The following is a 25,841-nucleotide window of genomic DNA, read 5'->3' as shown; positions in this document are numbered from 1 at the left end:
CGGCCGCCCGTCCCCCGCTCGCCCGGTCTTCGGCTGATGAAGCCAAAAAATTGCACTTGTGCGCCGAATTTACCGCCCCTTATCGATTCTGCCTTAGTTTTGCGCATCGGGTTGGGGGCGGGGCGCCTCCGGACCGGGGCTGTTCATAAAAATGGGGGTTGGAATGTCCGGGCGTATCGCGTCGCCGTCAAAGCGCACCATATTTCCGACCCTCAGGTTCCGCGCCAAGATCATCCTCGGCTTTGCCGCGGTGCTGGTGATCTCCGCCGGCAGCATGGCGTTCGCCTATTTCGGCTTCGAACGGGTCTCGTCCGGTGTCGGGTCCTACCGCAGCAGCGTCACGGAGGCCGATCTCGCCCGCAATATCGACCGCGAACTGCTCGCCTACCGCTCGGCGGTCAAATATTTCGTCGTCACCGGCAAGGAGGACGATGCCAAGACAGCGTTGGATGCCGAGGCCAGCCTGAAGAACGCCATTGGCCAAGCGGTCAAGAGTGCCAAGAAGTCGGCCCGGCAGGAAAGCCTGGACAAGCTCGCCAAGGAGTTTTCGAATTTCTCCGCGACCTTCGCGAAGGTGCTCCAGGCCAAGCGCGACAGCGCGCTGCTGCTGCAGAATCAGCTCACGCGCAATGCCAATCTCCTCAAGTTCAAGCTCGAGGATATCGGCAACAACGCCTCCGATTCCGAGGCGCAGGCAATCGAGTTCGGCACCAAGCAGGTCAATGCCCAGTTCCAGACCGCAAGCTCGGCTGCGACCAATTTCGTGCTGACGTCGGACCAGGCAATCGCGTCCAGTGCGCTGGCGCGGCTGAAATTCGTCGAGAATTCGCTCGGCGCGGTCTATTCCATGGACGACAAGATCGTCGTCGGGCTGAAGGACGCCAAGGGTCTGCTGAGGGCCTACCGTGAGGCGCTGGAGAAGCTGATCGCCAACGCCAAGATGGTCGATGAGCTCGTCACCGAGATGAGCGGCTCGGCGGGAGCGATCCTTCAGGGGGCGACTGCCATGAAGGCGGACCTCGTCGCCGAACAGCAGCGGCTGGATTCGGAGTCGGAAGCAACTATCGGGCAGACCGAACACCTGGTCCTGATGCTCGCCATTGGCGGCACGCTGCTGGGCGCCGTCCTGGCCTTCCTGCTCGGCACTGGCATCTCGCGTCCGATGATCGCGATGTGCAAGGCGATGCGCGAGCTCGCCTCGGGCAATTTCGACGTCGTGCTGCCGGGTCTCGGCCGCAAGGACGAGATCGGCGAGATGGCCGGCGCGGTGGAAGAATTCAAGGTTCAGGCGGTGGCGAAAGCCGAACGCGATGCCGCCGCCAGCGAAGCCCAGAACAAGGAGCAGGCCGCAAGCCGCCGCTCCGAGCTGATTCGGTTTGCCGATGATTTTGAGAGCGCGGTCGGCGCCATCGTCTCCAACGTCTCGGCCTCCGCCGTGCAGCTCGAATCGGCGGCGTCGACGCTGACCCGTACCGCGGAGACCACGCAGAGCCTGTCCAGCCAGGTCGCCGACGTCTCCGAGCAGGCCTCATCCAACATGCAGTCCGTCGCAACCGCGACGGAAGAGCTGTCGGCCTCGGTCGAGGAGATCGGCCGCCAGGTCCGCGATTCCAGCCGCATCGCCGAGGCCGCGGTCGGGCAGGCCAAGGAAACCGACAGCCGGATCGGCAAGCTCTCGCATGCCGCCCAGCAGATCGGCGAGGTCGTCAAGCTGATCACGGCGATCGCCGAGCAGACCAACCTGTTGGCGCTGAACGCCACCATCGAGGCGGCGCGCGCCGGCGAGGCCGGCCGCGGCTTTGCGGTGGTTGCCAGCGAAGTGAAGTCGCTGGCGAGCCAGACCGCGAAGGCGACGGATGAGATTTCCTCGCACATCGCGGGGATGCAGGGAGCAACGGCCGAATCGGTCGCCGCGATCAAGGAGATCGGCGCCACGATCGGCCAGATTTCGTCGATCGCGACCTCGATCGCCAGCGCCGTCGAGCAGCAGGGGGCCGCCACCCAGGAGATCGCCCGCAGCGTCCAGACCGTCGCGCAGGGCACCCAGACCGCGGCCACCGACATCGGCCAGGTCAACCGCGGCGCCGCCGAGACCGGCTCGGCCTCGGAAGAGGTGCTGAACTCGGCCAAGACGCTATCGTCCGAAAGCACCCGCCTGCGCGCCGAACTCGACCGCTTCATGGCGAATATCAGGGCGGCGTAACGGTCCGTCGCGCGTTAGGCGCTCGCGGCTGCGCCCCGCATCACCGAACCGCGAGTTGCGGCGCCACAAATTTACCGCCGCTTATCCTTTACCCCGTAACGTGGCGGAGGGTCAGGGAGCGGGCTGCTTCCGGGCTGCGCCTGGTTTTCCGCAAATGGAATGGGGTGGGGGAATGTCTGCCAAGTCTACTGTCATGTCTAAGCCGAACAACAAAGCGAAGCTGCTCACCTTGCGGTTTCGCGCAAAAATCATCCTCGGCTTCGTGGCGGTGCTCGCCATTCTGGCCGTCAGCATGGCCTTCGCCTATTTCGGCTTCGAGCGAATCGCGAGCGCCGTGGCCTCCTACCGCACCAGCGTGTCGGAAGCCGATCTGGCGCGGACCGTCGATCGCGAGCTCGTCGCCTATCAAGGACTGGCAAGGGCCTACACGCTGACCGGCGCGACGGACGACGAGACCGCGGCCAAGGCGGCCGAAGAGAATCTGAAGACGGCGATCTCGAAGTCGATGTCCGCCACAACCGGCGCGGCGCGGCGCGAGCAGGTCGGCAAACTCGAGGCCGATTTCCAGCGCTTCACGAAGGTGTTCGGAGAGATCATCACGCTGACGCGCGAAAACAACAAGATCGCAAGCGACGAGCTGAACAGCGTCGGCAACAAGATCCGCTTCAAGTTCGACGATCTCGCCGACACCGCGGCGCTGGCGGGGCTTGCGTCCGTCCAGACCACGGTCAAGGACATCACCTCGCAATATCTCGCGGTCTCGACCTCGGTCGGCGCCTTCGTCGCCAAGCCGGAGCCGAAGACCGCCGATGGCGTGATCGCGCGCGTCAAGTTCCTGGAGACCCTGCTGGTCTCGATCTATGCGAACGACCAGAAGATCACCGATCGCGTCACCGAGATCGGCAATCTCCTGAAGCAGTACCGCACCTCCTTCACCAAGCTGTCGGAGAACGTGAAGATCATCGTCAAGCTGAACGGCGAGATGACCAAGACGGCGACGTCCATCCTCAAGCTCTCGGCCGAGCTGCGGTCGGAGTTGACCGCCGATCAGCAACGCATCGAGGCCAGCGCCAATGCGACGATCGGAGAGACCGAGCGGCTGATGCTGATGCTGGCGCTGGGTGGCCTTGCCATCGGCGCCGTGCTGGCCTGGATGCTCGGCAACGGCATCTCGCGTCCGATGATCGCGATGTGCAAGGCGATGCGCGAGCTGGCCTCGGGCAATTTCGACGTGGTGCTGCCCGGTCTCGGCCGCAAGGACGAGATCGGCGAGATGGCCGGCGCGGTGGAAGAATTCAAGGTTCAGGCGGTGGCGAAAGCCGAACGCGATGCCGCCGCCAGCGAAGCCCAGAACAAGGAGCAGGCCGCAAGCCGCCGCTCCGAGCTGATTCGGTTTGCCGATGATTTTGAGAGCGCGGTCGGCGCCATCGTCTCCAACGTCTCAGCCTCGGCCGTGCAGCTCGAATCGGCGGCGTCGACGCTGACCCGTACCGCGGAGACCACGCAGAGCCTGTCCAGCCAGGTCGCCGACGTCTCCGAGCAGGCCTCATCCAACATGCAGTCCGTCGCAACCGCGACGGAAGAGCTGTCGGCCTCGGTCGAGGAGATCGGCCGCCAGGTCCGCGATTCCAGCCGCATCGCCGAGGCCGCGGTCGGGCAGGCCAAGGAAACCGACAGCCGGATCGGCAAGCTCTCGCATGCCGCCCAGCAGATCGGCGAGGTCGTCAAGCTGATCACGGCGATCGCCGAGCAGACCAACCTGTTGGCGCTGAACGCCACCATCGAGGCGGCGCGCGCCGGCGAGGCCGGCCGCGGCTTTGCGGTGGTTGCCAGCGAAGTGAAGTCGCTGGCGAGCCAGACCGCGAAGGCGACGGATGAGATTTCCTCGCACATCGCGGGGATGCAGGGAGCAACGGCCGAATCGGTCGCCGCGATCAAGGAGATCGGCGCCACGATCGGCCAGATTTCGTCGATCGCGACCTCGATCGCCAGCGCCGTCGAGCAGCAGGGGGCCGCCACCCAGGAGATCGCCCGCAGCGTCCAGACCGTCGCGCAGGGCACCCAGACCGCGGCCACCGACATCGGCCAGGTCAACCGCGGCGCCGCCGAGACCGGCTCGGCCTCGGAAGAGGTGCTGAACTCGGCCAAGACGCTATCGTCCGAAAGCACCCGCCTGCGCGCCGAACTCGACCGCTTCATGGCGAATATCAGGGCGGCGTAAGCATTCGCTGCGCGTTAGGCGCTCGCTGTCGCCTCACTCTCCGCTGTCGTCCCGGCGCAGGCCGGGATCCATAACCACAGGACGTGGTTTGGCGAAGATTCGTGGTCCGGCACTGCTACCATCCGCAATCGATAGATTCCGCGGTATGGGTCCCGGCCCCCCGTGCGCAATTGCGCACTAGGCCGGGACGACGAGCGGATAGATATCACTCTCTCCCGAACGCCCGCTTCAGCTCCACCTTGGCGCGCTCCAATCGTGTTCGCTGCGCCTTTGGCAGCGTCGTCCCCGCACGATTGATGTAGAACGTCAGCATCGACAGCGCCGAGCGATAGGCGCCGGTCTTGCGGCGTGAGCTGTGCTCGGCCGAGCGCTTCAACGATGCTGCAATTCTCTTCGGGCTCGTCAGCTTGAATACCCCGCGCTTCAGGTCGAGCGCGTCGCTTTCTCTTGTGACGCGCTGCGACCAGCGCTTCGGCGCACCACGTTTCGAGGTCTTGCGCGTGGTGGCGCTGCTCCGCGCGCTGGTCTTCCGCCGAGCCGTCTTTCGCGATCCGGCTTTGCGCGATCCGGTTTTGCGAGAATGTGTCGTCTTTCTGACTTGAGCCATGCGTCAACTCCTTGCGGCTCCACCGGAAACGGACGAGCCCGGGCGGTGTTCCCAAGGGAACTTGCCATCGCTGCAGGCGTTGTCGCGGGTGGCAGACGGAATGCCGCACCCTCTTGATCGGATCGAATTGGTCCACGTCGCGTGCAACGTGGTATTGGTCAGACGCAACAACGCGATGGAATTGCAGCAAAGCCCAGCGCTGAATCCTGGTCCTTCGGTCGCAGCGGTAGTCGCGGCGGAGCGCATCGTCGAGACCAGCATTCCGTCACGGCTCGATGCCCTGCCGTGGAGCGGTTTTCACACCCGCGTCGTGCTGGCGCTCGGCATCACCTGGATCCTCGACGGCCTCGAGGTGACGCTCGCCGGTGCGCTATCCGGCGCGCTGAAGCAGAGCCCGGCGCTGCATTTCACCAATCTCGATCTCGGCGTCGCAAACTCCGCCTATCTCGCCGGCGCGGTGCTCGGCGCGCTCGGCTTCGGTTGGCTCACTGACCGGATCGGTCGCAAGAAGCTGTTCTTCATCACGCTCGCGCTCTATCTGTCGGCGACCGCCGCGACCGCGCTGTCCTGGGACATCGCGAGCTACGCGCTGTTCCGTTTTCTCACCGGCGCCGGCATCGGCGGCGAATACACCGCGATCAACTCGACCATCCAGGAACTGGTGCCGGCGCGCTATCGCGGCTGGACCGATCTCATCATTAATGGAAGTTTCTGGATCGGCGCCGCGATGGGCGCAGTGGCCGCCATCGTGCTGCTCGACCCCGCAACAATCGGACCGGATCTCGGCTGGCGCCTCGCCTACCTGATCGGAGCGGCCACCGGTCTCGTCGTGCTGTTGATGCGGATGTGGATCCCGGAAAGTCCGCGCTGGCTGATGATCCACGGCCGCCCCGACCGGGCTCATGAAATTGTCGACGAGATCGAGCGATCGGTGGTCGGAGATAGGCAGGACGGTCGCGACGTCGGCTTCGTGAAGATCCGCCTGAAGATGCGCGATCACACGCCGATCCGTGAAGTCGTGCACACGCTGTTCGTCACCTATCGCCGGCGGGCGATGGTCGGCCTGATGCTGATGGTCGCGCAGGCCTTCTTCTACAACGCGATCTTCTTCACCTTTGCGTTGGTGCTGACCGATTTCTACGGCATCAGCGCCGATCATGTCGGCTGGTATCTGCTGCCCTTTGCCGCCGGAAACTTCCTCGGCCCGCTGCTGCTCGGCCGCCTGTTCGATACGTTCGGCCGCCGCACCATGATCATGTTCACCTATGGCGTTTCCGGCTTGCTGCTGGCGCTGTCCGGTTTTCTGTTCTCGATCGGCGCACTGAGCGCGCAAGGACAGACCATCGCCTGGATGGTGATCTTCTTCTTCGCCTCGCCTGCGGCGAGCGCCGCCTATCTCACCGTCAGCGAGAACTTTCCGCTGGAAGTCCGCGCACTGGCGATCGCGGTGTTCTACGCGGTCGGCACCGGCATCGGCGGCGTGATCGGGCCGGCGCTGTTCGGCGCGTTGATCGACACGGGATCACGGACCAGCGTGTTCGCTGGCTATTTGCTGGGGGCAGCACTGATGATCGCGGCCGCGATCGTGGCGTGGCGCTATGCCGTCTCCGCGGAGCGCAAATCGCTCGAAGAAATCGCCCGGCCGCTCGCCTCTATTATGGAGTAAGCTATGAAATCGGAACTTGCGGAAATGCAGATGGTCGATGAACGAACCATGAGCGACGACAGCGAAAAGCCGGACGCTGTACCGGTGCCGCATGCGCTGGTGCCGCATCTCGACGAGATCGCGATCCTGCTCGACATCGACGGCACGCTGCTCGAACTGATGCCGACGCCGCGCGAGGTCTGGGTGCCGCCGGGGCTATCGAACACCCTCAACCGGCTGGTCGAACGCACGTCAGGCGCGCTGGCGCTGGTCAGCGGCCGCTCGCTCAACGACATCGACCTGATCTTCGCGCCTGATGTCTACCGCGCGGTCGGTGGTCACGGTGCGGAAATGCGCTTGTCGGTGGACAATGAAGCCGCGGCCGCGCACGCCCCGCCGATGGACAAGGAATTGAAGCGGCGTCTCGCCGCGATCGCGAAGCTCAGCCCCGGCATTCTGCTCGAGGACAAGGGCTATTCGCTGGCGCTGCATTATCGCCTCGCGCCGCACGCGGAGAAGGCGATCTTCGAGGCCGTCTCGCTGATCCGCGCCGACCTGCCCAACGCGCCGATCGAGGTGCTGCCCGGCAAGTTCGTCTGCGAGATCAAGCATTCCGGCTTCACCAAGGCGACCGGCGTGCGGGAACTCTTGAACCATGATCCGTTCAGGGGGCGCCGCCCGATCTTCATCGGCGACGACGTCACCGATGAAACTGTGTTCGCAATCATGCCTGACATGAACGGGCTCGCCTTCTCGGTCGGGCGTCGTGTCATCGGCGTCGACGGTCACTTCGATGCGCCGAGCGATGTGCGTGAGTTTCTCGCGCGTCTGCTGGACGACGCCAGGTAAAAGCAAGGCGGAACCAGGCGGTAGACACAATGCGAGCGGCACAGTTCCGTCGCGCAGCACAATCCGTGCTGCGCGATATAGCCCGCAAACTCTGTTCTTGCAGCAGAATCCAGGGGTTCCGCGAGCCAAACCGGTTCCAACGTGCTCGCCCGATTTTGGTTTCAATTGGTTGAAACGATGATCAGGAACCATATTGATGAACATCAGTTAAACGGGGTGGAATGAACAGGAGGGGACGACCTGTGAACTTAGTCGTCGTTTCAAATCGTGTTGCGCGCGGCAAACCTAACGAACCCATGACGGGGGGCTTGGCTGCGGCCTTGCTTCCGGTCGTGGAACATTCGGGAGCGATCTGGGTGGGGTCCTCCGGCCGCGTGCGCGACGGCCATCAGAAGGAACCGTTCGCCGAGATCGAGGCGCTCGGCACCGGCGCGATCGCGACGCTGGATCTGCCTGCGGCGCATTATGGCGGCTATTACGAAGGCTTTGCCAACTCGGCGCTGTGGCCGGCGCTGCATTCGCGCAGCGATCTGATCCGCGTTTCCCAGGACGACTATCTTAGCTATCGCGAGGTCAACGCCTTCATGGCGCGCGCCTTGTTGCGCTTCCGCAAGCCCAAGACCGCGTTCTGGGTGCAGGATTATCATTTCCTCGCGCTCGGCGCGGAGCTGCGCGACCTCGGCGTCGACGATCCGATCGGCTTCTTCCTGCACACGCCGTGGCCCGTGACCGCTGTGATGCAGGGCGTGCCAAATCATCGCGAGCTGCTCACGGCGATGCTGGCCTACGATCTCATCGGCTTCCAGACCCACGAGGATTGCGAGAATTTTCTGGGTTATGTCGGCGGCGAGCTCGGCCTCACCATTGAGGATGGGATTGTCAGCTCGCAGCATGGCCGCACGCGCTGCCAGGTATTTCCGATCGGTATCGATGCCGAGAAGTTCGCCGCCTATGCCGCGAAATCGGCCTCCCATCCCGACGTATCGCGGCTGCGCCGCAGCCTCAACGGCGAGCGGCTCGCGATCGGCGTGGATCGGCTCGATTATTCCAAGGGTCTCGTCAATCGCATCAGCGCGTTCGATCGACTCTGGACCAGTTATCCGCAGCTCGCGCGCGGCATCTCGCTGCTGCAGATCGCTAACCCCTCGCGCGGAGCCATCGAGGCCTATGGCAATCTCCAGAACGAGGTCGCGCGCCTCGTCACCGACGTCAACGGCCGCCATGGCGAGGTCGACTGGACGCCGATCCGCTATCTCAACAAGGGCTTCAGCCAGACCGTGCTCGCGGGTCTCTATCGCACCGCGCAGATCGGCGTGGTGACGCCGCTACATGACGGCATGAACCTCGTTGCCAAGGAATATGTCGCCGCCCAAAACCCGGCGGATCCCGGCGTGCTGGTGCTGTCGAAATTCGCCGGCGCCGCCAACGAGCTCGACACCGCGTTGCTGGTCAATCCGCACGACATCGACGGCATGGCGCGCACGATCGCGGTCGCTGCCGCGATGCCGCTCACCGAGCGCAAGATGCGCTGGGACGCGATGATGAAGAAGCTGCGCGGCCACACCATCCAGCAATGGTCCGCCGATTTCGTCGCCGAGCTGGAAAAGTGCCGCACCGAAAAGGCCGCGGTCGCCCCGCTCGCCGTCCAGCCGCCGCAAGCGCTGCGCTGGCTGAAGTCGGCGATCTCCGGCGTGCGGTTGATTTAATCCTCGTTTCCCTCTCCCCATTCTTACAGAGAGGGTCGGTGTAAGGCTGCACGGTCTATCCACTCGTCATGGCCGGGCTTGACTCGGCCATCTACGCCTTGCCGCGGGATCTAAGAACGTGGATGCCCGGGACGAGCCCGGGCACGACGGCGAGCCTCAGGTACTGCCGGACCTCAATAGCAATATGACACCCCATCTAGAATCGCGCAGCGCCGCTTGTTCAGCGCATTGGGATCATCCAGCGGCACCATGCCGTTGCCCTGGCCGACGAACACGCCGGGCCCGACACGTACCGAACTCTTGTTGCCGATGATCACGCTCGGATGCGGCGAGGCGCTCGAGCGCGTGCCATCCGGCCAGATGATGGCGTCGCCCGAAAGGATCCCGCGCCGGCCGTCGTCGCAGCTGACGTCGACCCCTTGGCGGGTGCAGACCTGCGCCAGAGCCGGCGCAGCGAAGGCGAAGCCAAAGCGCGGCGATGGTTTTGCGGATGGTCATGGCGTCCCCACGCGATTTGGCGTTCTCTGAAGAATCGTCGCGCCAAACGGGCCCCCGGTTCAACCGGCGGACGGTTCCGGGCTGCCTCGCCACAGCAAAGATTTACTAGAAAATACAGTAACTTACGGAAAATTCACCCGATTTCCCCGCGATCCCTTGCAAAATCATTGGCGCCCCTTCAAGAGAGAGCGCTCCGGAGAGATGGCCGAGTGGCTTAAGGCGCACGCTTGGAAAGCGTGTGTGCGGGAAACCGTACCGTGGGTTCGAATCCCACTCTCTCCGCCATCAGCCTCATTCCACCAGCTTCCACCTCCCATCGCCGGCCCGCTTCAGCGCCGGGTCGCTGACCCGCACATGCTCTCCCAGAAAATCGATGAACGCGCGGACGCGCGCGGGGAGGGGTGCGCTGTGGCCGACATAGACGGCGTGGATGTCTTCGCGGTCGCCGGGATTGTAACTCTGGAGAACCGGCACGAGGCGGCCCGCTTCAATGTCGGGGCCGATGTGGAAGAGGGCGAGGCGGGCGAGGCCGACACCGCCGAGTGCGAGGCGGCGGGCGGCTTCGCCGTCGCTGGCGCGGGCGGCCGGCGGCGGCGCGGCTTCCTCGGTGCGTTCGCCGCGCTTGAACGGCCAGGCGCGGATCGAGCGCGGGAAGGTCCAGCCGATGCCGCGGTGATCTGCAAGATCCGCCGGTGTCTTCGGCGTGCCGAAGCGGGCCAGATAATCCGGCGCGCCGACCACGACCATGCGGCTGGTGCCGAGTTTTCGCGCGACAAGGCGTGAGGCTCGCAAGGGGCCGACACGGATCGCGACGTCGGCGCGCTCCTGCATCAGGTCGATCAGCGTGTCGGTCAGCACGAGATCGAGCGTGACGTCGGGATGTTGTTCGAGGAAGCGCGGGATCAGCGGCATCACATGCAGCATGCCGAAGGGAATGTTGCTGTTGACGGCGAGGCGGCCGCGCGGCGCCGCACCTGACGCCGCCTCGCGCTCGGCCTCCTCTATCTCGGCGAGGATGCGCACCGCGCGCTGGTAGAAGGCCTGGCCTTCTTCCGTCAGCGTGAGCTTGCGTGTGGTGCGGTTGATCAGCCGCGTGCCGAGCCGCGTCTCCAGCCGCGAAATCAGCTTGCTCACCCCCGACGGGGTCAGGCGCAGTTTTCGCGCGGCCTGGGAGAAGCCGCCGAGATCGACGACGCCGACGAAGACTTCCATCTCGGCGGAACGGTTGGTGTCGAAGCGAGCCATGTTGAATTCACGTCACAAATGATTGGATTGCGGACATTCTAATGGATTTGCCGCGAGGCTTCTATCTCCGTGGCTGGTACCCATTCATCGGAGCCATACATGCCTGCCGCCGTCCTCGCCCTCACCGCCGGTGCCTTCGGCATCGGTACCACCGAATTCATCATCATGGGCCTGCTGCTTCAGGTCGCCGCCGACATGCATGTCTCCGTGCCGGTCGCGGGCCTCTTGATCTCCGGCTATGCACTCGGCGTGTTCGTCGGTGCACCTGTGCTGACGCTGGCAACGCGGCGGATGCCGCGCAAGACCGTGCTGCTGGCGCTGATGGCGATCTTTACCCTTGGCAATGCGGCCTGTGCGCTAGCGCCGAACTACGAATTGTTGATGGCGGCGCGTGTGCTGACCTCGCTCGCCCACGGCACCTTTTTCGGTGTCGGCTCGGTGGTGGCAACCAGTCTCGTTGCCGAGGACAAGCGGGCGTCCGCGATATCGACCATGTTTATCGGCCTGACCGTTGCAACCCTGCTCGGCGTTCCCTTCGGCGCCTGGTTCGGCCTGATGCTGGGCTGGCGCGCGGCGTTCTGGGCGGTGACGGTGATCGGCGTGATCGCCTTTGCGGTGGTCGCGGTGCTGGTGCCCGGCCATGTCGGCAACGGCGACAAGCCGGTCTCGCTCGCCGAGGAAGTCTCGGTGCTCGGCCGTCCGCAGGTTCTGCTCGGCCTTGCCATGACCGTGTTCGGCTTCGCCGGCCTGTTCGTCGTGTTCACCTATATCCAGCCGATCCTGACGCGCTTCACCGGCTTTTCGGAAGCTGCGGTCTCGCCGATCCTGCTGGTGTTCGGCGTTGGCCTTGCGATCGGCAATGTGGCCGGCGGCAAGCTCGCCGACCGTGGCCTCGCGCGGGCCCTGATCAGTGCGCTCGCCGCGCTTGCCGCCGTGCTGCTTGGTCTTGCCGCGGTGCTGTCGATCAAGCTCCTCGCCATCGCGCTGATCCTGCTGCTCGGCATCGCCGCGTTTGCAACTGTCGCGCCGCTCCAGCTTCGCGTGCTGGAAGCGGCCGGCTCCAGCGGCCGGACGCTCGCCTCGAGCCTGAACATCGCGGCGTTCAATCTCGGCAACGCGCTCGGCGCCTGGGTCGGTGGCTTCACGATCGACCGCGGACTCGGTCTCTCCGCGCTGCCGCTGGTCGCGGCAGGCGTTACGACGGTCGGCCTCATGCTGGCAATGTGGAGTCTCCGGCTTGACCGCACACAGGCCGCAGTCGCGGCTTGCCCCGCGGAATAGGGAAGGAGAACCATCATGGAATACCGCAATCTTGGCGCCTCCGGCCTGAAAGTCTCCGTGCTCAGCTTCGGCACCGGTACCTTCGGTGGACAGGGCCCGCTGTTCTCGGCCTGGGGCCGCAGTGGCGTCGACGAGGCGCGCAGGCTGGTCGACATCTGCCTGGAGGCGGGCATCAACCTGTTCGATACCGCCGACGTCTATTCGAATGGTGCGTCAGAGGAGATTCTCGGCGCTGCGATCAAGGGCCGCCGCGACGAGGTGCTGATCTCCACCAAGATGAGCCTGCCGACGGGCGATGGACCGCTCGACGCCGGCTCATCGCGGCATCGCCTGCTGGCTTCGGTGGAATCGGCGCTACGCAGGCTCGGCACCGACCACATCGACCTGCTCCAGCTCCACGCTTTCGACGCTTTCACGCCGATCGAGGAGGTGCTCGCGACACTGGATATACTCGTTCGTGCGGGCAAGCTGCGCTATGTCGGCGTCTCCAATTTCGCCGGCTGGCAGCTGATGAAGTCGCTCGCCATCGCCGATCGACATAGCTGGCCGCGCTATGTCGCGCATCAGATCTATTATTCGCTGCTCGGGCGCGACTACGAGTGGGAGCTGATGCCGCTCGCGCGCGAGGAGGGCATCGGCGCGCTGGTGTGGAGCCCGCTCGGCTGGGGCCGGCTTACCGGAAAGATCCGGCGCGGCCAGCCGCTGCCGCAAAACAGCCGCTTGCACGCGACCGCTCAGTTCGGCCCGCCCGTGAACGAGGAGCGGCTTTACGCGGTCGTTGACGTGCTGGACCGGATCGCTGCGGAGACGGGCCGAACTGTGCCGCAGATCGCGATTGCCTGGCTGCTCTCGCGTCCGAGCGTATCCTCCGTGATCATCGGCGCCCGCGACGAAGCCCAGTTGCGCGACAATCTCGGTGCGCTCGGCTGGTCGTTGAGTGTTGACCAGATCAAACGGCTCGATGAGGTCAGCGCGGTGATGCCTCCTTACCCCTATTATCCCTATCGCATCCAGGCGGGCTTTGCGCGGTTGAATCCGCCGGCGGTGTGAAGCCCGTGGTTGTTGACGCTTGGTCACGTTAGCGGTCACTGCCAATGCGCCATGCAGAAACGCCGCTGTACAGGCCCGGTCGCCCTCCGTAACGTCCGCCGCGCGATTCAAGGAGATGCGACGTGGCGAAGAAGATGGCGACCAAGAACAAAAGCGTTCCGAAGAAAGCAGCGAAGCCATCGCGCAAGAGGAGCACCGCCCGTAAGGGCCTCGTTACGAAGACGGCAAAGCAGTCCTCACCGCGCAAATCGACAGCGGCGCGCCGCCCGAAGGGGCCGGCCTGGCAATGGTCGGCGGTGGAGACCGCGGCGGCGATTCGCGCCGGCGCGATCTCTGCGGTCGAGACCGTCGAAGCGCATCTCGATCGGATGCGCGCCGTTAATCCCAGGCTGAATGCGGTCGTCGTCGATCTCGGCGAGGAAGCGTTGAAGGCTGCACATGCGGCCGACAAGCAGCGCGCCAGGGGCGGCGAGCTTGGTCTTCTGCACGGAGTTCCCATCACCATCAAGGAGAACGTCGACTACCAAGGCCGGCCCAACTTCAACGGCGTTCCTGCCAATCAAGACCTCGTCGCGCCGTCGGACTCGCCAGTGGTGCGCAACCTGAAGAAGGCCGGCGCGATCGTTCTCGGCCTCACCAACACGCCGGAATTCTCCTTCCGCGGCTTCACCGACAATCCGCTGCACGGGCTGACGCTCAATCCCTGGGATCCGAACATCACCTGCGGCGGCTCCTCGGGCGGCGCAGGTTCGGCGGTCGCTGCCGGCATCGGCACCATCGCGCATGGCAACGACATCGGCGGCTCGCTGCGCTGGCCGGCGCATTGCAACGGGGTCGCCACCATCAAGCCGACGCAGGGACGCATTCCTGCCTTCAACGAAAGCGCAACCTCGGAGCGGCCGATGCTGGCGCATCTGATGTCGGCGCAGGGGCCGCTCGCCCGCCACGTCGGTGACGTTCGCCTCGCGCTGGAGGTGATGAGCCAGCGCGATCCGCGCGACCCCTGGTGGGTGCCGGCGCCGCTGGTCGGGCCGAAGCCGAAGCGGCCGATCAAGGTCGCGCTCGCCAAGATCCCCGAGGACATGGATGTCGATCCGCAGGTCGCCGCGGCGCTGCGCCAGGCCGCCGATCATCTCGAGCGATCCGGTTATCGCGTCAGCGAGGTCGATGTGCCCGACATCAACGGCGTCTGGCAGACGTGGTGCGACATCATCACCAACGAGACAATGGTGATGCAGGAAGCCGGCATGCTGAAGGTCACCTCGGAAGACTTCCACAAGGCGTGGAACGGCATGAAGGCCAAGGCGAGCGTGCTCGATCTTCCCGCCTGGATGCGCGCCACCGCCGCGCGTAGCGGCCATATTCGCGCCTGGCAATTGTTCTTCGAGGAGTATCCGGTCGTGCTGGCGCCGACCACGGTGAAGCCGACGCCGGGCCCGCGCGACGACACAATCAGCGCCGAGCGCGTGCGCGAGATCTTCTGGGGCGAGATCCGCTTCATTTCCGCGATCAACGTGCTGGGCCTGCCCGGCGCGGTGGTGCCGGTGGCCCTGCACGGCGGCAAGCCGATCGGCGTGCAACTCATCGCAGGCCGCTACCGCGAGGACCTCGCAATCGATGCAGCTGCCGCGATCGAGAAGCGTGCCGGCGTGCTCACACATCGTCTGTGGGAGATGATGGCCTAAACGCTCGAGAACTGTGCCGCGTTGACAGTGCCACCCTCGCCCCTTGCGGGAGAGGGCGGCTCGCCGCGCAGCGGCGAGACGGGTGAGGGGTTGCTTCCGCGAATGAACGTCTCGCGGTGAATGCGAGGATAGCACCCTCATCCGGCGCCATGGCCGATGCAAGGCATCGGCGTTCTTTAGAACGGCGGCCGAAGGCCGCCTATGCCACCTTCTCCCGCAAGGGGGAGAAGGGACGGCATCGCGACTGTCGCGGCAAATTTCGCGGTTCATTAATCCAATTCCATCAATCCAATTTCATTCAAATTTTAGGCAATTGTCCAACAACTGTTAGGGTTACTTCCTCGATCTCTAGACGAATTATTGCCCGCTTTACCACCCGCCTCTAACACGGGGACGGCGGACAACGCACATGCCCATAAAGGCCAATTAAGTGTGGCCGGCCCCACGCGGAGGTGGATGATGCGCAACGAGACGATCGCTATTCACGCCGGCTACGAACCCGAAGCCACCACGCACGCGGTCGCCGTGCCGATCTACCAGACCGCGGCCTACGCTTTCGACAGCGCCGATCACGGTGCAGCCCTGTTCAATCTCGAAGCCGAAGGCTATCGCTACAGCCGCATCGCCAATCCGACCAGCGCGGTGCTGGAGAAGCGCATCAGCCAGCTCGAGGGCGGCGTCGGCGCGCTCGCGGTCGCGACCGGCCAGGCCGCGCTGCATTTCGCTTTCGTCAACGTCGCCGACCATGGCGGCAACATCGTTTCGGTGCCGCAGCTGTACGGCACTACGCACACGCTGCTCTCCCACATCCTGCCGCGCCAGGGCATCGCCGGCCGCTTCGCCGAGAGCGACAAACCAGATGCGATCGAGAGGCTGATCGACGAGAACACCCGCGCGGTGTTCGCCGAGACCATCGGCAATCCCGCCGGCAATGTCTGCGACATCGAAGCGCTGGCGAAAATTGCACATGCGCATGGCGTGCCGCTGATCGTCGACAACACGGTTGCAACCCCGATCCTGCTCAAGCCATTCGACTACGGCGCCGACATCGCCGTGCATTCGCTGACCAAATTCCTGGGCGGCCACGGCACCACGCTCGGCGGCGCCATCGTCGATTCCGGAAATTTCCCGTGGGCGAAACATGCCGAGCGCTTCCCCGGCTACAACAAGCCTGATGCTTCCTATCACGGCCTGGTCTATGCCGAGCGCTTCGGCCGCACCGCCTATATCGAGCGCGCGCGCAGCATCTATCAGCGCACCATGGGCTCGGTGCTGTCGCCGTTCAACGCCTTCCTGCTACTCCAAGGAATCGAGACCGTGGCGCTGCGCATGGAGCGCCACGTCGAGAACGCGCGCAAGGTCGCCGAATTCCTGCGTGCCGACCGCCGCGTGGCCTGGGTCAACTACACGGGTTTCTCCGACAGTCCCTATTATCCGCTGGTGCAGAAATATCTCGACGGCAACGCCTCCTCGCTGTTCACCTTCGGCATCAAGGGCGGCATGGAAGCCGGCAAGACTTTCTACGACGCGCTGAAGCTGATCACGCGTCTGGTCAATATCGGCGATGCCAAGTCGCTGGCCTGCCATCCGGCCTCGACCACGCACCGGCAGATGTCGGCTGAGCAGCAGCGCGTCGCCGGCGTGCTGCCGGAGACGATCCGCCTCTCGATCGGCATCGAGCATGCCGCAGACATCATCGAGGACATCGACCAGGCGCTGGAAAAGGCCTGCCCGTCGGCGCGTCTCCAGGCTGCGGAGTAGGCGGCGGCGCCGATGACGCTCTTGATCGACAGGGATCAAGGTATCTCGAGCCCGGCCCTGGTGCCCGGAGAGGCCGATCGCGCACGCGATCATGGCGGCACCGAACTCACCATCGGACTGATCAACAACATGCCGGACCCGGCGCTGAAGGCGACCGAGCGGCAGTTCATGAAGCTGCTCCAGGCCGCCGCTGGGCCACGCCGCATCCGCTTCCATTGCTTTTCGCTGCCGTCGGTCAAACGCTCACCCGAAGCGAAATGGCATGTCGAAAGCGAATATTCCGATCTCGCCGATCTCAAGCGGCACAAGTTCGACGGGCTGATCGTGACCGGCGCCGAACCGGTCGCGCCCGAACTCGACCAGGAGCCGTACTGGCGCGATCTCACCGAGCTGATCGACTGGGCCAAGGCCAACACGCGCTCGACAATCTGGTCGTGCCTGGCGGCGCACGCAGCGGTGCTGCATCTCGATCGGATCGGACGGCGGCGGCTGCCGGCGAAATGTCACGGCATCTTCGACTGCGAACCGGTCGCCAATGATGCGCTGACACGGGCGGCGCCTGCTCCGCTCAAGGTTTCGCATTCGCGTCTGAACGAAGTCGCCGAGAGCGATCTCACGCAGGCCGGCTATCAGGTGCTGACGCGCTCGGTCGAGGCCGGTATCGACATTTTCGTCCGGCAATATGCCAGCCGGTTCGTCTTCTTCCAGGGCCATCCCGAATACGACGCGCTGTCGCTCCAGCGCGAATATCTGCGCGATATCGGCCGCTATCTCGCCCGCGAGCGCGAGACTTATCCGCACCTGCCCGTGAGTTATTTTGACGCAGAGACGGAAGAGAAACTTGCCCGATTCGAGAAACGGGTGAGGCACCAGCGTCATCCGGCGCTGACGAACGATCTGCCCGCGCTGATGTTGCGCGCCGATATCGCGGCCGGCAGCGCCGCAGCGGCACTTTTCCGCAACTGGCTGCAATATCTCGCAGCCGACACCGAAGCTCCGCTGCACGCGCGCTAGGGTCAGATTGCGCATTCCGCGTTAGGGCTAATAAAGTGTGATGCTTGCCTCAAACGACACATGAATGCTTCAGTGACGAGGTCGGGCAAACAGGAATCGCGATCGTGTGGTCGGCACTCCAGGGACGCGTGAGCAATCGGCTGGCCCGGCATTTCCGCGCCGCACCGCACAGATTGCCGCCTCATGCGCCAATGGTCAGCTTTACCTTCGATGATGCGCCCGACAGTGCTGCGGGCGAGGGCGCTTCGCTGCTGGAACAGCATGGCGGCCGCGGCACATTCTATCTGGCCGGCAGCCTGATCGACCAGCCCGGGGATCACTGGCGCGGACTGTCGAATAACGCGATCGTGCGGCTTCATCGCGCCGGCCACGAGATCGCCTGCCATACCTTCTCGCATCTGCGCGCGGTCGATCTCGACGAGACAGCCATGGCGCGGGAGATCGAGCGGAACCGCAGCTATTTTCGTGCCATCGATTCCTCGATCGTGCTGGAGAATTTCGCCTATCCGTATGGGCTCGCCTCGGTCTGGCGCAAGCCGCAGCTGGCAAAAGCCTTCCGCTCGGCACGTGGCATACTTCCCGGCGTCAATCGCGACGTCGTCGACCTCCAGTTCCTGCGTGCCTCGCCCCTGATCGATTGCGAGATCGATTCGCCCGGCATCGATCGCTATTTCGACGCGGCGATCACAAGCGGCGGCTGGCTGATCTTCTACGGCCATGACGTTGCGGATGCGCCAAGCCCCTACGGCTGCTCGCCGAACCTGCTGCTTCACGCGCTGGAGGCAGCCGAGAGGCGCAGCATGCCGATCGTCACGGTCGCCGAAGCGTTGCGGCGAATCGGGGCGTAGACGCTTCTTCTTCCCAAGGGGAGAGGGGAAGACATCGTCTTGCCGCGCAAACAGTCTTGCCACGACTGCGCCGTCATGCGACTGGCCTTGTGTCGAATCTCACGGTCCGGTTCCGCTCCGCCCATGTCCGCTCCCTCCACCGCTTCGTTGCCTGCGCCGGCCGACGGCCGCGACGCGCTCTCGGTGCTGCATTCGGTGTTCGGTCTGCCGGGGTTTCGCGGCGCGCAAGGCGAGATCATCCGGCATGTCACCGAGGGCGGCAATTGTCTGGTGCTGATGCCGACCGGCGGCGGCAAGTCGCTGTGCTATCAATTGCCGTCGCTGCTGCGTGAAGGCTGCGGCATCGTGGTGTCGCCGCTGATCGCGCTGATGCGCGACCAGGTCGCCGGCCTGATCGAGGCGGGTGTCAACGCTGCCGCGCTAAACTCCTCGCTGACGCCGCAGGAGGCCTCGGACATCGAGCGCCGCCTGATGGCGGGCGATCTCGACCTGCTCTATGTCGCGCCGGAACGTCTGGTGACGCCGCGCTGCCTGTCGATGCTGGCGCAGGCAAAGGTGGCGCTGTTTGCGATCGACGAAGCCCATTGCGTCTCGCAATGGGGCCATGACTTCCGGCCCGAATATGTCGGGCTCTCCATCATCGCGGAGCGTTTTCCAACAGTGCCGCGCATCGCGCTGACCGCGACAGCCGACGATTTGACTCGGAAGGAGATCGTCGAGCGGCTTCAGCTCGGGGGCAGCCCGCAATTCGTCTCCAGCTTCGACCGGCCGAACATCCGCTACGAGATCGTCGACAAGCGCAATGCGGTGTCGCAGCTGAAGGAGTTCATCCGGGAGCGCCATGCAGGCGATGCCGGCGTGGTTTATTGCCTGTCGCGCAACCGGGTCGAGGAGGTCGCCGCCGCGCTCGACGATGCCGGCATTACCGCACTGCCCTATCACGCCGGGCTCGACAGCAGCGTGCGCTCGCGCAACCAGGACCGCTTCCTCAACGAGGACGGCATCGTCATCGTCGCGACGATCGCCTTCGGCATGGGTATCGACAAGCCGGACGTGCGCTTCGTCGCCCATCTCGATCTGCCCAAGAGCATCGAGGCCTATTACCAGGAAACCGGGCGCGCCGGCCGCGACGGCAAGCCGTCCGCGGCCTGGATGGCCTATGGCCTCTCCGACATCGTGCAGCAGCGCCGCATGATCGACGAGTCCTCGGCGTCCGATGATTTCAAGCGGGTCTCGATCGGCAAGCTCGACGCGCTGGTGGGCCTCGCCGAAACCGCACAGTGCCGGCGCAAGCGGCTGCTCGGCTATTTCGGCGAGACATTGCATGGCGAGAATTGCGGCAATTGCGACAATTGCCTGACGCCGCCGCAGATGCGCGACGGCAAGGTGCTGACGCAGAAGCTGCTCTCTTGCGTCTATCGCACCGGCCAGCGCTTTGGTGCCATGCACCTGATCGACGTGCTGATCGGGCGCCTCACCGACAAGGTGACGCAGTTCGGCCACGACAAGCTCTCGGTGTTCGGCATCGGCCGCGAGCTTAATGAGAAGCAGTGGCGCACCGTGCTGCGGCAGGTTATGGCGATGGGGCATTTGCAGAGCGACAGCGAGGCCTTTGGCGCGCTGAAGCTGACGGACTCCTCGCGCGGCGTGCTGCGCGGCGAGACCGAGGTGTGGCTGCGCGAGGAGGCGCCCGGCACCCGCAACCGGTCGAGCCGCGCCAAATCCCGCCGCGGCGACCTCGCGCCTGCGGCAAGCGCGCCGCAAGGCGATGTCGATCCGGAATTGCGTGCGCGGCTGCGGTCCTGGCGTTCAGACATCGCGCGCGAGCGCGGTGTGCCCGCCTATGTGGTGCTGCACGATGCCACCATCGACGGCATCGTCCGGGCCTGGCCGACCACGCTCGACGAATTGCGCAACGTGCCCGGCATCGGCGACAAGAAGCTCGAGCATTACGGAGACGAGCTGCTGCGGATTGTCAGGACACGGTAGCGCATCCTGACTTGTAGCCCGGATGGAGCGAAGCGAAATCCGGGGCAGTTTTTCCCTATTGGACAAGTCCCGGATTACGCTTTCGCTCCATCCGGGCTACGAAGATTGGGGGGGCGAGAGTGTCCTGCCTCCCTTATGCCTCAGCCGTTCCGGAACGTATAGCCATAGCCGTTCAGCGCGGGCGCACCGCCGAGATGGGCGTAAAGGATCTTGGCGCCCTTCTCGAAATAGCCCTTCTGCGTCAGGTCGATCAGGCCCTGCATCGACTTGCCCTCGTAGACGGGGTCGGTGATCATGGCTTCGAGCCGCGCGGTGAGGCGGATCGCCTCCTTGGTCTCCTCCGACGGCACGCCGTAGGCGGGATAGGCGTAATCCTCGATCAGCACGACGTCGTCTGCGACGAGGTCCTTGCCGAGCTCGACGAGCTTGGCCGTGTTCTGCGCGATCGAAAGCACCTGCGCCTTGGTCTGCGCCGGGGTGAAGGAGGCGTCGATGCCGATCACCTTTCGCGCACGGCCGTCGGCGGCGAATCCGACCAGCATGCCGGCATGGGTGGAGCCGGTGACGGTGCAGACCACGACATAGTCGAACTTGAAGCCGAGCTCGGCTTCCTGCTTGCGGACTTCCTCGGCGAAGGCGACATAGCCGAGGCCGCCAAATTTGTGCACCGACGCGCCGGCCGGAATCGCGTAGGGCTTGCCGCCCGCCGCCTTCACCTCCTCGATCGCCTCCTCCCAGCTCTTGCGGATGCCGATGTCGAAGCCGTCGTCGACGAGGCGCACGTCGGCGCCCATGATGCGCGAGAGCATGATGTTGCCGACGCGGTCATAGACGGCGTCCTCGTGCGGCACCCAGGCTTCCTGTACCAGGCGGCACTTCATGCCGATCTTGGCGGCGACCGCCGCGACCATGCGGGTATGGTTCGACTGCACGCCGCCGATCGAGACCAGCGTGTCGGCGTTCGAGGCGATCGCGTCCGGGATGATGTATTCGAGCTTGCGCAGCTTGTTGCCGCCATAGGCGAGGCCGGAATTGCAGTCCTCGCGCTTGGCATAGATCTCGACATTGCCGCCGAGGTGCTTGGACAGCCGCTCCAGCTTCTCGATGGGCGTCGGACCGAAGGTCAGCGGATAGCGCGCGAATTTTTCCAACATGCGAGGTGATCCCGATTGGCGTTGAATTGGCCCCCTGCGCCTATCATCAGCCGAGCAAAATGTGCTCTCAAATATTGCGCAACAGATGAGGAATCTATTGCGCAAATTCGGCTCGGAGCTTTAATTTCTTCCGAGAATCCGCCAACCCTGGGAAGATTCTTTCATGGCGTCCCGGCTAGACCGTATCGACCTTAAGATCTTGCGATTGCTGCAAAATAATGGACGGCTCAGCAACGCAGAGCTGGCCGGGACGGTGGCGATCAGCCCCGCCACCTGCCATCGCCGCACCCAGCGCCTGTTCGAGGACGGTTTTATCGCCGCCGTCCGCGCCATGGTGGCGCCAAAGAAGGTGGCCAAGGGCACGCTGGTCATGGTCGGCGTCGTGCTCGACCGCTCGACGCCGGAAAGTTTTGCGATCTTCGAGCAGGCGATCACGAAGCTGAAATTCGTGCTCGACTGCCACCTGGTTGCCGGCGATTTCGACTACTTCCTGAAGATCCGCGTCGGCGACATGGAGGATTTCAACCGCATCCATGGCGAGCAGCTGATCGCGCTGCCCGGTGTACGCCAGACCCGCACTTTTTTCGTGATGAAGGAAGTCGTCGACAACGCGCCGCTGGAGTTCTGAGCGGCAGCTATTGATGCGCGATCCGCATCATGAGAGGTTCAGTCGATGCAGCCACTTCCCTTCCGCCAGCAAGATCCGGTCGCACCAGCCTACAGCCGCGGCTGGGTCGACGAGGCCGTGGCTGCGATCGAGGCCGACCAATGCCGCACGGCCGACACCCATCTGATCCGCCTGATCGTGCCGGCGCTGGCCGGCATCGACATCTATCTGAAGGACGAGTCCACGCATCCGACCGGCAGCCTGAAGCACCGGCTGGCGCGCTCGCTGTTCCTCTACGCGCTCTGCAACGGCCACATCCGCGAACGCACGCCCGTCATCGAAGCATCGTCGGGATCGACCGCGGTCTCGGAAGCCTATTTCGCGCAGATGATCGGCGTGCCCTTCTACGCCGTGATGCCGCGCACGACGTCGGCGGAGAAGATCGCCGCGATCGAGCATTATGGCGGCAACTGCCATCTGATCGATGACGGCCGCGCGCTCTATGCGGAGGCCGCCGCGCTCGCCGCCCGCCTGAACGGTCACTACATGGACCAGTTCACCTTCGCCGAGCGCGCCACCGACTGGCGCGGCAACAACAACATCGCCGAGTCGATCTTCACGCAATTGAAGGGCGAGACGCGTCCGTTGCCGGACTGGATCGTGATGGGCGCGGGCACCGGCGGAACCTCGGCGACCATCGGCCGCTATCTGCGCTACCGCCAGTATCCGACGCGGCTATGCGTCGCCGACGTCGAGCATTCCGCCTTCTTCGACTGCTTCCGTTCCCAGGATCGCTCCCGGACCTGCGAAAGACCTTCGCTGATCGAAGGTGTCGGCCGGCCACGTTGCGAACCTTCCTTCGTGCCGGGCGTGGTCGATCGCATGATGAAGATTCCGGATGCGGCGTCGATCGCGGCGATGAACGTGCTGTCGCGCCGGTTGCGCCGCGCGGTAGGCGGCTCCACCGGCACCAATTTCCTGGCGCTGTGCCGGCTCGCCGCGGAGATGCACAAGGCGAACCAGACGGGATCGCTGGTGACGCTGATCTGCGATTCCGGCGAACGCTACCGGCAGACCTATTATGAGCCCGAATGGCTGAAAGCGCGCGGCCTCGATCCGGCGCCGTTCGAAGCCGCCTTGTCGTCGTTCCTCGATACCGCGCAGCCGCTGACGCTCGCGGTCGACGACGTCGTCAATCCACAGAGTCCGCAGAGTCCTGAGTAGCGGCGCTGATCGCAGCAATTGCCAGCGCGTCCGACACGGCTTGACGCCGGCGGCGCCCTTCATGTCACGGCAACTTCACTTGCCTTGCGCGCGGGTGCGGGCGAGTTTCGCGCCTTCTCAACGAGGAGATATGCCGTGCGCCTTCCCATTCTCGATCCGAAAGATCTGACCGACGAACAGAAGCCGCTCTATGACGACATGCGAGCGGGCATCAAGGACCACTTCAAGGGCTTTGTGAACATGCGCGACGATGGCGCGCTGCTCGGGCCCTGGAATCCCTGGATCCGCGAGCCGCGCTTCGGCAAGCCGATATGGGAGCTGGTCAAGGCGATCGCATCGAACCCGCTGCTGCCGGCGGCGGTGCGCGAGGTCGCGATCCTCGTCACCGGTTCGCATTTCCGCTCCGGCTACGAGCTCTACGCCCACGTGCTGGTCGCCGAGCAACGCGGCCTGTCCGACGAAAAACTCGCGACCATCGTCGCCGGGCAGCGGCCAGTGGATCTTACCAAGCAGGAAGCGGTCGCCTACGACGTGGCGTCGGCGCTGGTGAACGGCGGTGTGCTGCCGGAGCTGACCTATCGGGCCGCGGTCAAGGAGTTCGGCGAGCACGGTGCGGCCGAGCTGTCCTATCTGGTCGGCGTCTACTGCATGGTCTCCGTTACACTCAACACGTTCGACGTGCCGGTGCCGGACTGATCGGCACGCAGGGCTGGTTTCCGGCAGAAGCACCGCAAATTCCTCGCCACTGAGGCGGCCGACGAGCCCGGTCAGTTGCGTACGGCGTAGAGCGGCGTCCGCAGCGTCAGTTGGTAGGACGGTTTCGGCATCCATGCGACCTGCGCCGTGAGGCCGAACAGGCGGTTGTCGTTGTCGTCCATGCGGTCGAGATCGAGCCGCAGGATCGGTTGGGTGAAGGGTTCCGCCAGTGTCCGGCCTCCGAGCTGCGCGCCGCCGAACGATTGCACGCCCAGGCGCCCCGTGAACTTCCAGTTGCTCGGCCATTGATAATAGCCACCTCCATAGAGGATCGTGTTCGGCCGGATGCTGGCGAATTGGTTCGCGATGTCGGTGTGGGTGTATTGCACGCCGGCAAGCCAGCCCCGCGTCTCGTCCTTGTCCAGCGCGTAGTCGAATTCCAGGATGTTATTGAACGACGTCGTCATGCCCGGTTCGTTCGGCACCGACTGCGTCAGGGTCGATTGCAGCGTGATGGTCGGGATCCTCCCGCCGTTCTGCTGGTAGAGGTCGGCCTGCACGCCGATGTTCCAGCTCGTGATGTCGAACCGCGTCCAGCCGCCGCCGATATCCGTTGTCGAGCCGGAGACGCCGCCATAGAGCGACACGCGATCGCTGACGTCGACGGTCAGCGGCAGGTCGACGGTGATCGACTTTGCGGCCGGCAGGCCGTTCGGGAGCGCCGCGCCTCGACGGGCAGCAAGCGCTTCGAGCGCTGCCGATAGCGAATTGTTGCCGAAGCCGAGCCCGAGCGTCCCGGCCGGGATTGCCGCATATGTCGTGCGCAGATCGAGATAGATGTTCGGAACAGCCGGCTTTGCGGGTGCGTCGTCGTCAGCTTCAGCGGCTAGGGTCGTGCCTGCCGACGTCATCAGGCAGAGCAGTCCCGTTGCGACAGCGCGCAAAGCCGGACGGGACGATTGGCTGCGGTGGAACACGTGACCATCCGGCGCGTGGCGCTTTGATGACGGGATCACTCGCTAGATGGAACGTGATCGTCTGTGTGGTCAAGCACTATCCGCAAGCGATAGACTGCGCAGATGTGCGCGGTTACTCTACCGTGATCGCACTGACACACGCGCCCGCCATAGCGCGGGCCGGACAATGAAGGACGATAGCCATGAAGACGTCACGCCGCATCCTGCTCGCCGGACTGGCGGGGCTTGCCGTGGCTCCGACCGCCGTAGCCAACACGGCGCCGACGCCCGTGACCGACGACACGACGGTGGCCGAAGAACGTTTTGCGCGGATGATCGCGATAGCGCACGCGCCTGACGTCACCTGTGCGCGCCAGGCCGAGCGCTACGCGGACGCGCATTGGCCGGACTACGTCGTGGCGGCAAGGGCCGTCCTCAACGCGCGAGCGTGATTCTTTCTTCCCTTCTCCCCTTGTGGGAGAAGGTGGCGCGAAGCGCCGGATGAGGGGTCTGTCTCCGCGCAATCGCCCTCGAGTCCGCGGAGAAAAAAGCCCTCACCCGTCTCGCCGCTGTCGCGGCGAGCCACCCGCTCCCACAAGGGG

The 25,841-nt window shown here is 64.6% G+C and carries 20 protein-coding genes, 1 tRNA gene and 1 pseudogene; 17 read left to right on the top strand and 5 right to left on the bottom strand.

All coding sequences use genetic code 11. The features are described 5' to 3' along the window. Window positions 1-163: 163 nt before the first annotated feature. Complete coding sequence (locus GWG65_RS15790; RefSeq protein ID WP_275196482.1) at window positions 164-2,203, top strand: HAMP domain-containing methyl-accepting chemotaxis protein; 2,040 nt, start codon at window positions 164-166, stop codon at window positions 2,201-2,203. A gap of 193 nt (window positions 2,204-2,396) precedes the next feature. Next, complete coding sequence (locus GWG65_RS15785; protein WP_275196481.1) at window positions 2,397-4,424, top strand: HAMP domain-containing methyl-accepting chemotaxis protein; 2,028 nt, start codon at window positions 2,397-2,399, stop codon at window positions 4,422-4,424. Between the two features lie 205 nt (window positions 4,425-4,629). Here GWG65_RS15785 and GWG65_RS15780 read toward each other — a convergent pair whose 3' ends face one another. Beyond that, complete coding sequence (locus GWG65_RS15780; protein ID WP_275196480.1) at window positions 4,630-5,031, bottom strand: DUF3175 domain-containing protein; 402 nt, start codon at window positions 5,029-5,031, stop codon at window positions 4,630-4,632. Between the two features lie 175 nt (window positions 5,032-5,206). Between GWG65_RS15780 and GWG65_RS15775 the strand changes: the two genes are divergently transcribed. The 3 genes from GWG65_RS15775 (at window position 5,207) to GWG65_RS15765 (ending at window position 9,231) form a co-directional block, all read left to right on the top strand. After that, window positions 5,207-6,697 carry an MFS transporter gene (locus GWG65_RS15775; protein ID WP_275196538.1) on the top strand — a complete coding sequence of 497 codons (1,491 nt, stop codon included), beginning with the start codon at window positions 5,207-5,209 and terminating at the stop codon, window positions 6,695-6,697. 3 nt (window positions 6,698-6,700) lie between these two features. Then, window positions 6,701-7,525 carry a trehalose-phosphatase gene (gene otsB / locus GWG65_RS15770; protein WP_275196479.1) on the top strand — a complete coding sequence of 275 codons (825 nt, stop codon included), beginning with the start codon at window positions 6,701-6,703 and terminating at the stop codon, window positions 7,523-7,525. Window positions 7,526-7,767: 242 nt separating this feature from the next. Next, window positions 7,768-9,231 carry a trehalose-6-phosphate synthase gene (locus tag GWG65_RS15765; RefSeq protein ID WP_275196478.1) on the top strand — a complete coding sequence of 488 codons (1,464 nt, stop codon included), beginning with the start codon at window positions 7,768-7,770 and terminating at the stop codon, window positions 9,229-9,231. Window positions 9,232-9,404: 173 nt separating this feature from the next. Here GWG65_RS15765 and GWG65_RS15760 read toward each other — a convergent pair. Continuing rightward, window positions 9,405-9,729: pseudogene (locus GWG65_RS15760) on the bottom strand (hypothetical protein). Between the two features lie 195 nt (window positions 9,730-9,924). Here GWG65_RS15760 and GWG65_RS15755 point away from each other — a divergent pair. Further along, window positions 9,925-10,014: transfer RNA gene (locus GWG65_RS15755), tRNA-Ser, on the top strand. Between the two features lie 6 nt (window positions 10,015-10,020). Here GWG65_RS15755 and GWG65_RS15750 read toward each other — a convergent pair. Further along, the gene (locus GWG65_RS15750; protein WP_275196477.1) at window positions 10,021-10,974 is read right to left on the bottom strand and encodes a LysR family transcriptional regulator; all 954 of its coding nucleotides are present in this window, start codon (window positions 10,972-10,974) and stop codon (window positions 10,021-10,023) included. Window positions 10,975-11,073: 99 nt separating this feature from the next. Between GWG65_RS15750 and GWG65_RS15745 the strand changes: the two genes are divergently transcribed. The 7 genes from GWG65_RS15745 (at window position 11,074) to recQ (ending at window position 20,602) form a co-directional block, all read left to right on the top strand. Next, window positions 11,074-12,255 (top strand): MFS transporter, encoded by a 1,182-nt coding sequence (locus GWG65_RS15745; protein ID WP_275196476.1) that lies wholly within the window; start codon window positions 11,074-11,076, stop codon window positions 12,253-12,255. A 15-nt stretch (window positions 12,256-12,270) separates the two neighbouring features. Next, window positions 12,271-13,305, top strand: a complete 1,035-nt coding sequence (locus tag GWG65_RS15740; RefSeq protein ID WP_275196475.1) for an aldo/keto reductase — start codon at window positions 12,271-12,273, stop codon at window positions 13,303-13,305. A gap of 122 nt (window positions 13,306-13,427) precedes the next feature. After that, entirely contained in the window at window positions 13,428-14,990 is a 1,563-nt protein-coding gene (locus tag GWG65_RS15735) for an amidase family protein (protein WP_275196474.1), read from the top strand. Between the two features lie 459 nt (window positions 14,991-15,449). Then, window positions 15,450-16,751, top strand: a complete 1,302-nt coding sequence (locus GWG65_RS15730; RefSeq protein ID WP_275196473.1) for an O-acetylhomoserine aminocarboxypropyltransferase/cysteine synthase family protein — start codon at window positions 15,450-15,452, stop codon at window positions 16,749-16,751. A gap of 12 nt (window positions 16,752-16,763) precedes the next feature. After that, window positions 16,764-17,765 carry a homoserine O-succinyltransferase gene (locus GWG65_RS15725; protein ID WP_275196472.1) on the top strand — a complete coding sequence of 334 codons (1,002 nt, stop codon included), beginning with the start codon at window positions 16,764-16,766 and terminating at the stop codon, window positions 17,763-17,765. Window positions 17,766-17,869: 104 nt separating this feature from the next. Continuing rightward, window positions 17,870-18,613 (top strand): polysaccharide deacetylase family protein, encoded by a 744-nt coding sequence (locus GWG65_RS15720; protein ID WP_275196471.1) that lies wholly within the window; start codon window positions 17,870-17,872, stop codon window positions 18,611-18,613. 123 nt (window positions 18,614-18,736) lie between these two features. After that, window positions 18,737-20,602 carry a DNA helicase RecQ gene (gene recQ, locus GWG65_RS15715; RefSeq protein WP_275196470.1) on the top strand — a complete coding sequence of 622 codons (1,866 nt, stop codon included), beginning with the start codon at window positions 18,737-18,739 and terminating at the stop codon, window positions 20,600-20,602. 140 nt (window positions 20,603-20,742) lie between these two features. Here the strand turns inward: recQ and GWG65_RS15710 are convergent, their stop codons facing one another. Beyond that, entirely contained in the window at window positions 20,743-21,756 is a 1,014-nt protein-coding gene (locus tag GWG65_RS15710; protein WP_275196469.1) for a 1-aminocyclopropane-1-carboxylate deaminase, read from the bottom strand. Between the two features lie 163 nt (window positions 21,757-21,919). On the opposite strand from GWG65_RS15710, the gene GWG65_RS15705 reads away from it, so the two are divergent. The 3 genes from GWG65_RS15705 to GWG65_RS15695 all read left to right on the top strand — a co-directional run bounded on the left by GWG65_RS15705 (window position 21,920) and on the right by GWG65_RS15695 (window position 24,283). Further along, window positions 21,920-22,384: an Lrp/AsnC ligand binding domain-containing protein gene (locus GWG65_RS15705; protein ID WP_275196467.1), complete on the top strand. Its 465-nt coding sequence runs from the start codon at window positions 21,920-21,922 to the stop codon at window positions 22,382-22,384. Between the two features lie 45 nt (window positions 22,385-22,429). Next, a complete protein-coding gene (locus tag GWG65_RS15700) occupies window positions 22,430-23,587 on the top strand; it encodes a PLP-dependent cysteine synthase family protein (RefSeq protein ID WP_275196466.1) in 1,158 nt (385 codons plus the stop codon). A gap of 135 nt (window positions 23,588-23,722) precedes the next feature. Further along, window positions 23,723-24,283 carry a carboxymuconolactone decarboxylase family protein gene (locus GWG65_RS15695; RefSeq protein WP_275196465.1) on the top strand — a complete coding sequence of 187 codons (561 nt, stop codon included), beginning with the start codon at window positions 23,723-23,725 and terminating at the stop codon, window positions 24,281-24,283. A 71-nt stretch (window positions 24,284-24,354) separates the two neighbouring features. On the opposite strand, the gene GWG65_RS15690 is transcribed toward GWG65_RS15695, so the two are convergent. Further along, window positions 24,355-25,227, bottom strand: coding sequence for a hypothetical protein (locus GWG65_RS15690; RefSeq protein WP_275196537.1), 873 nt, complete (start codon window positions 25,225-25,227; stop codon window positions 24,355-24,357). Window positions 25,228-25,442: 215 nt separating this feature from the next. Here GWG65_RS15690 and GWG65_RS15685 point away from each other — a divergent pair, with 215 nt between their 5' ends. Next, window positions 25,443-25,691 (top strand): hypothetical protein, encoded by a 249-nt coding sequence (locus GWG65_RS15685; protein ID WP_275196464.1) that lies wholly within the window; start codon window positions 25,443-25,445, stop codon window positions 25,689-25,691. Window positions 25,692-25,841: the final 150 nt, after the last annotated feature.

This window comes from Bradyrhizobium sp. CSA207 (assembly GCF_029051685.1).
In the GTDB taxonomy this organism is placed as follows: domain Bacteria; phylum Pseudomonadota; class Alphaproteobacteria; order Rhizobiales; family Xanthobacteraceae; genus Bradyrhizobium.
The sequence above is the reverse complement of the archived record's forward strand: the minus strand, read 5'-3'. Positions and strand labels throughout refer to the sequence as shown.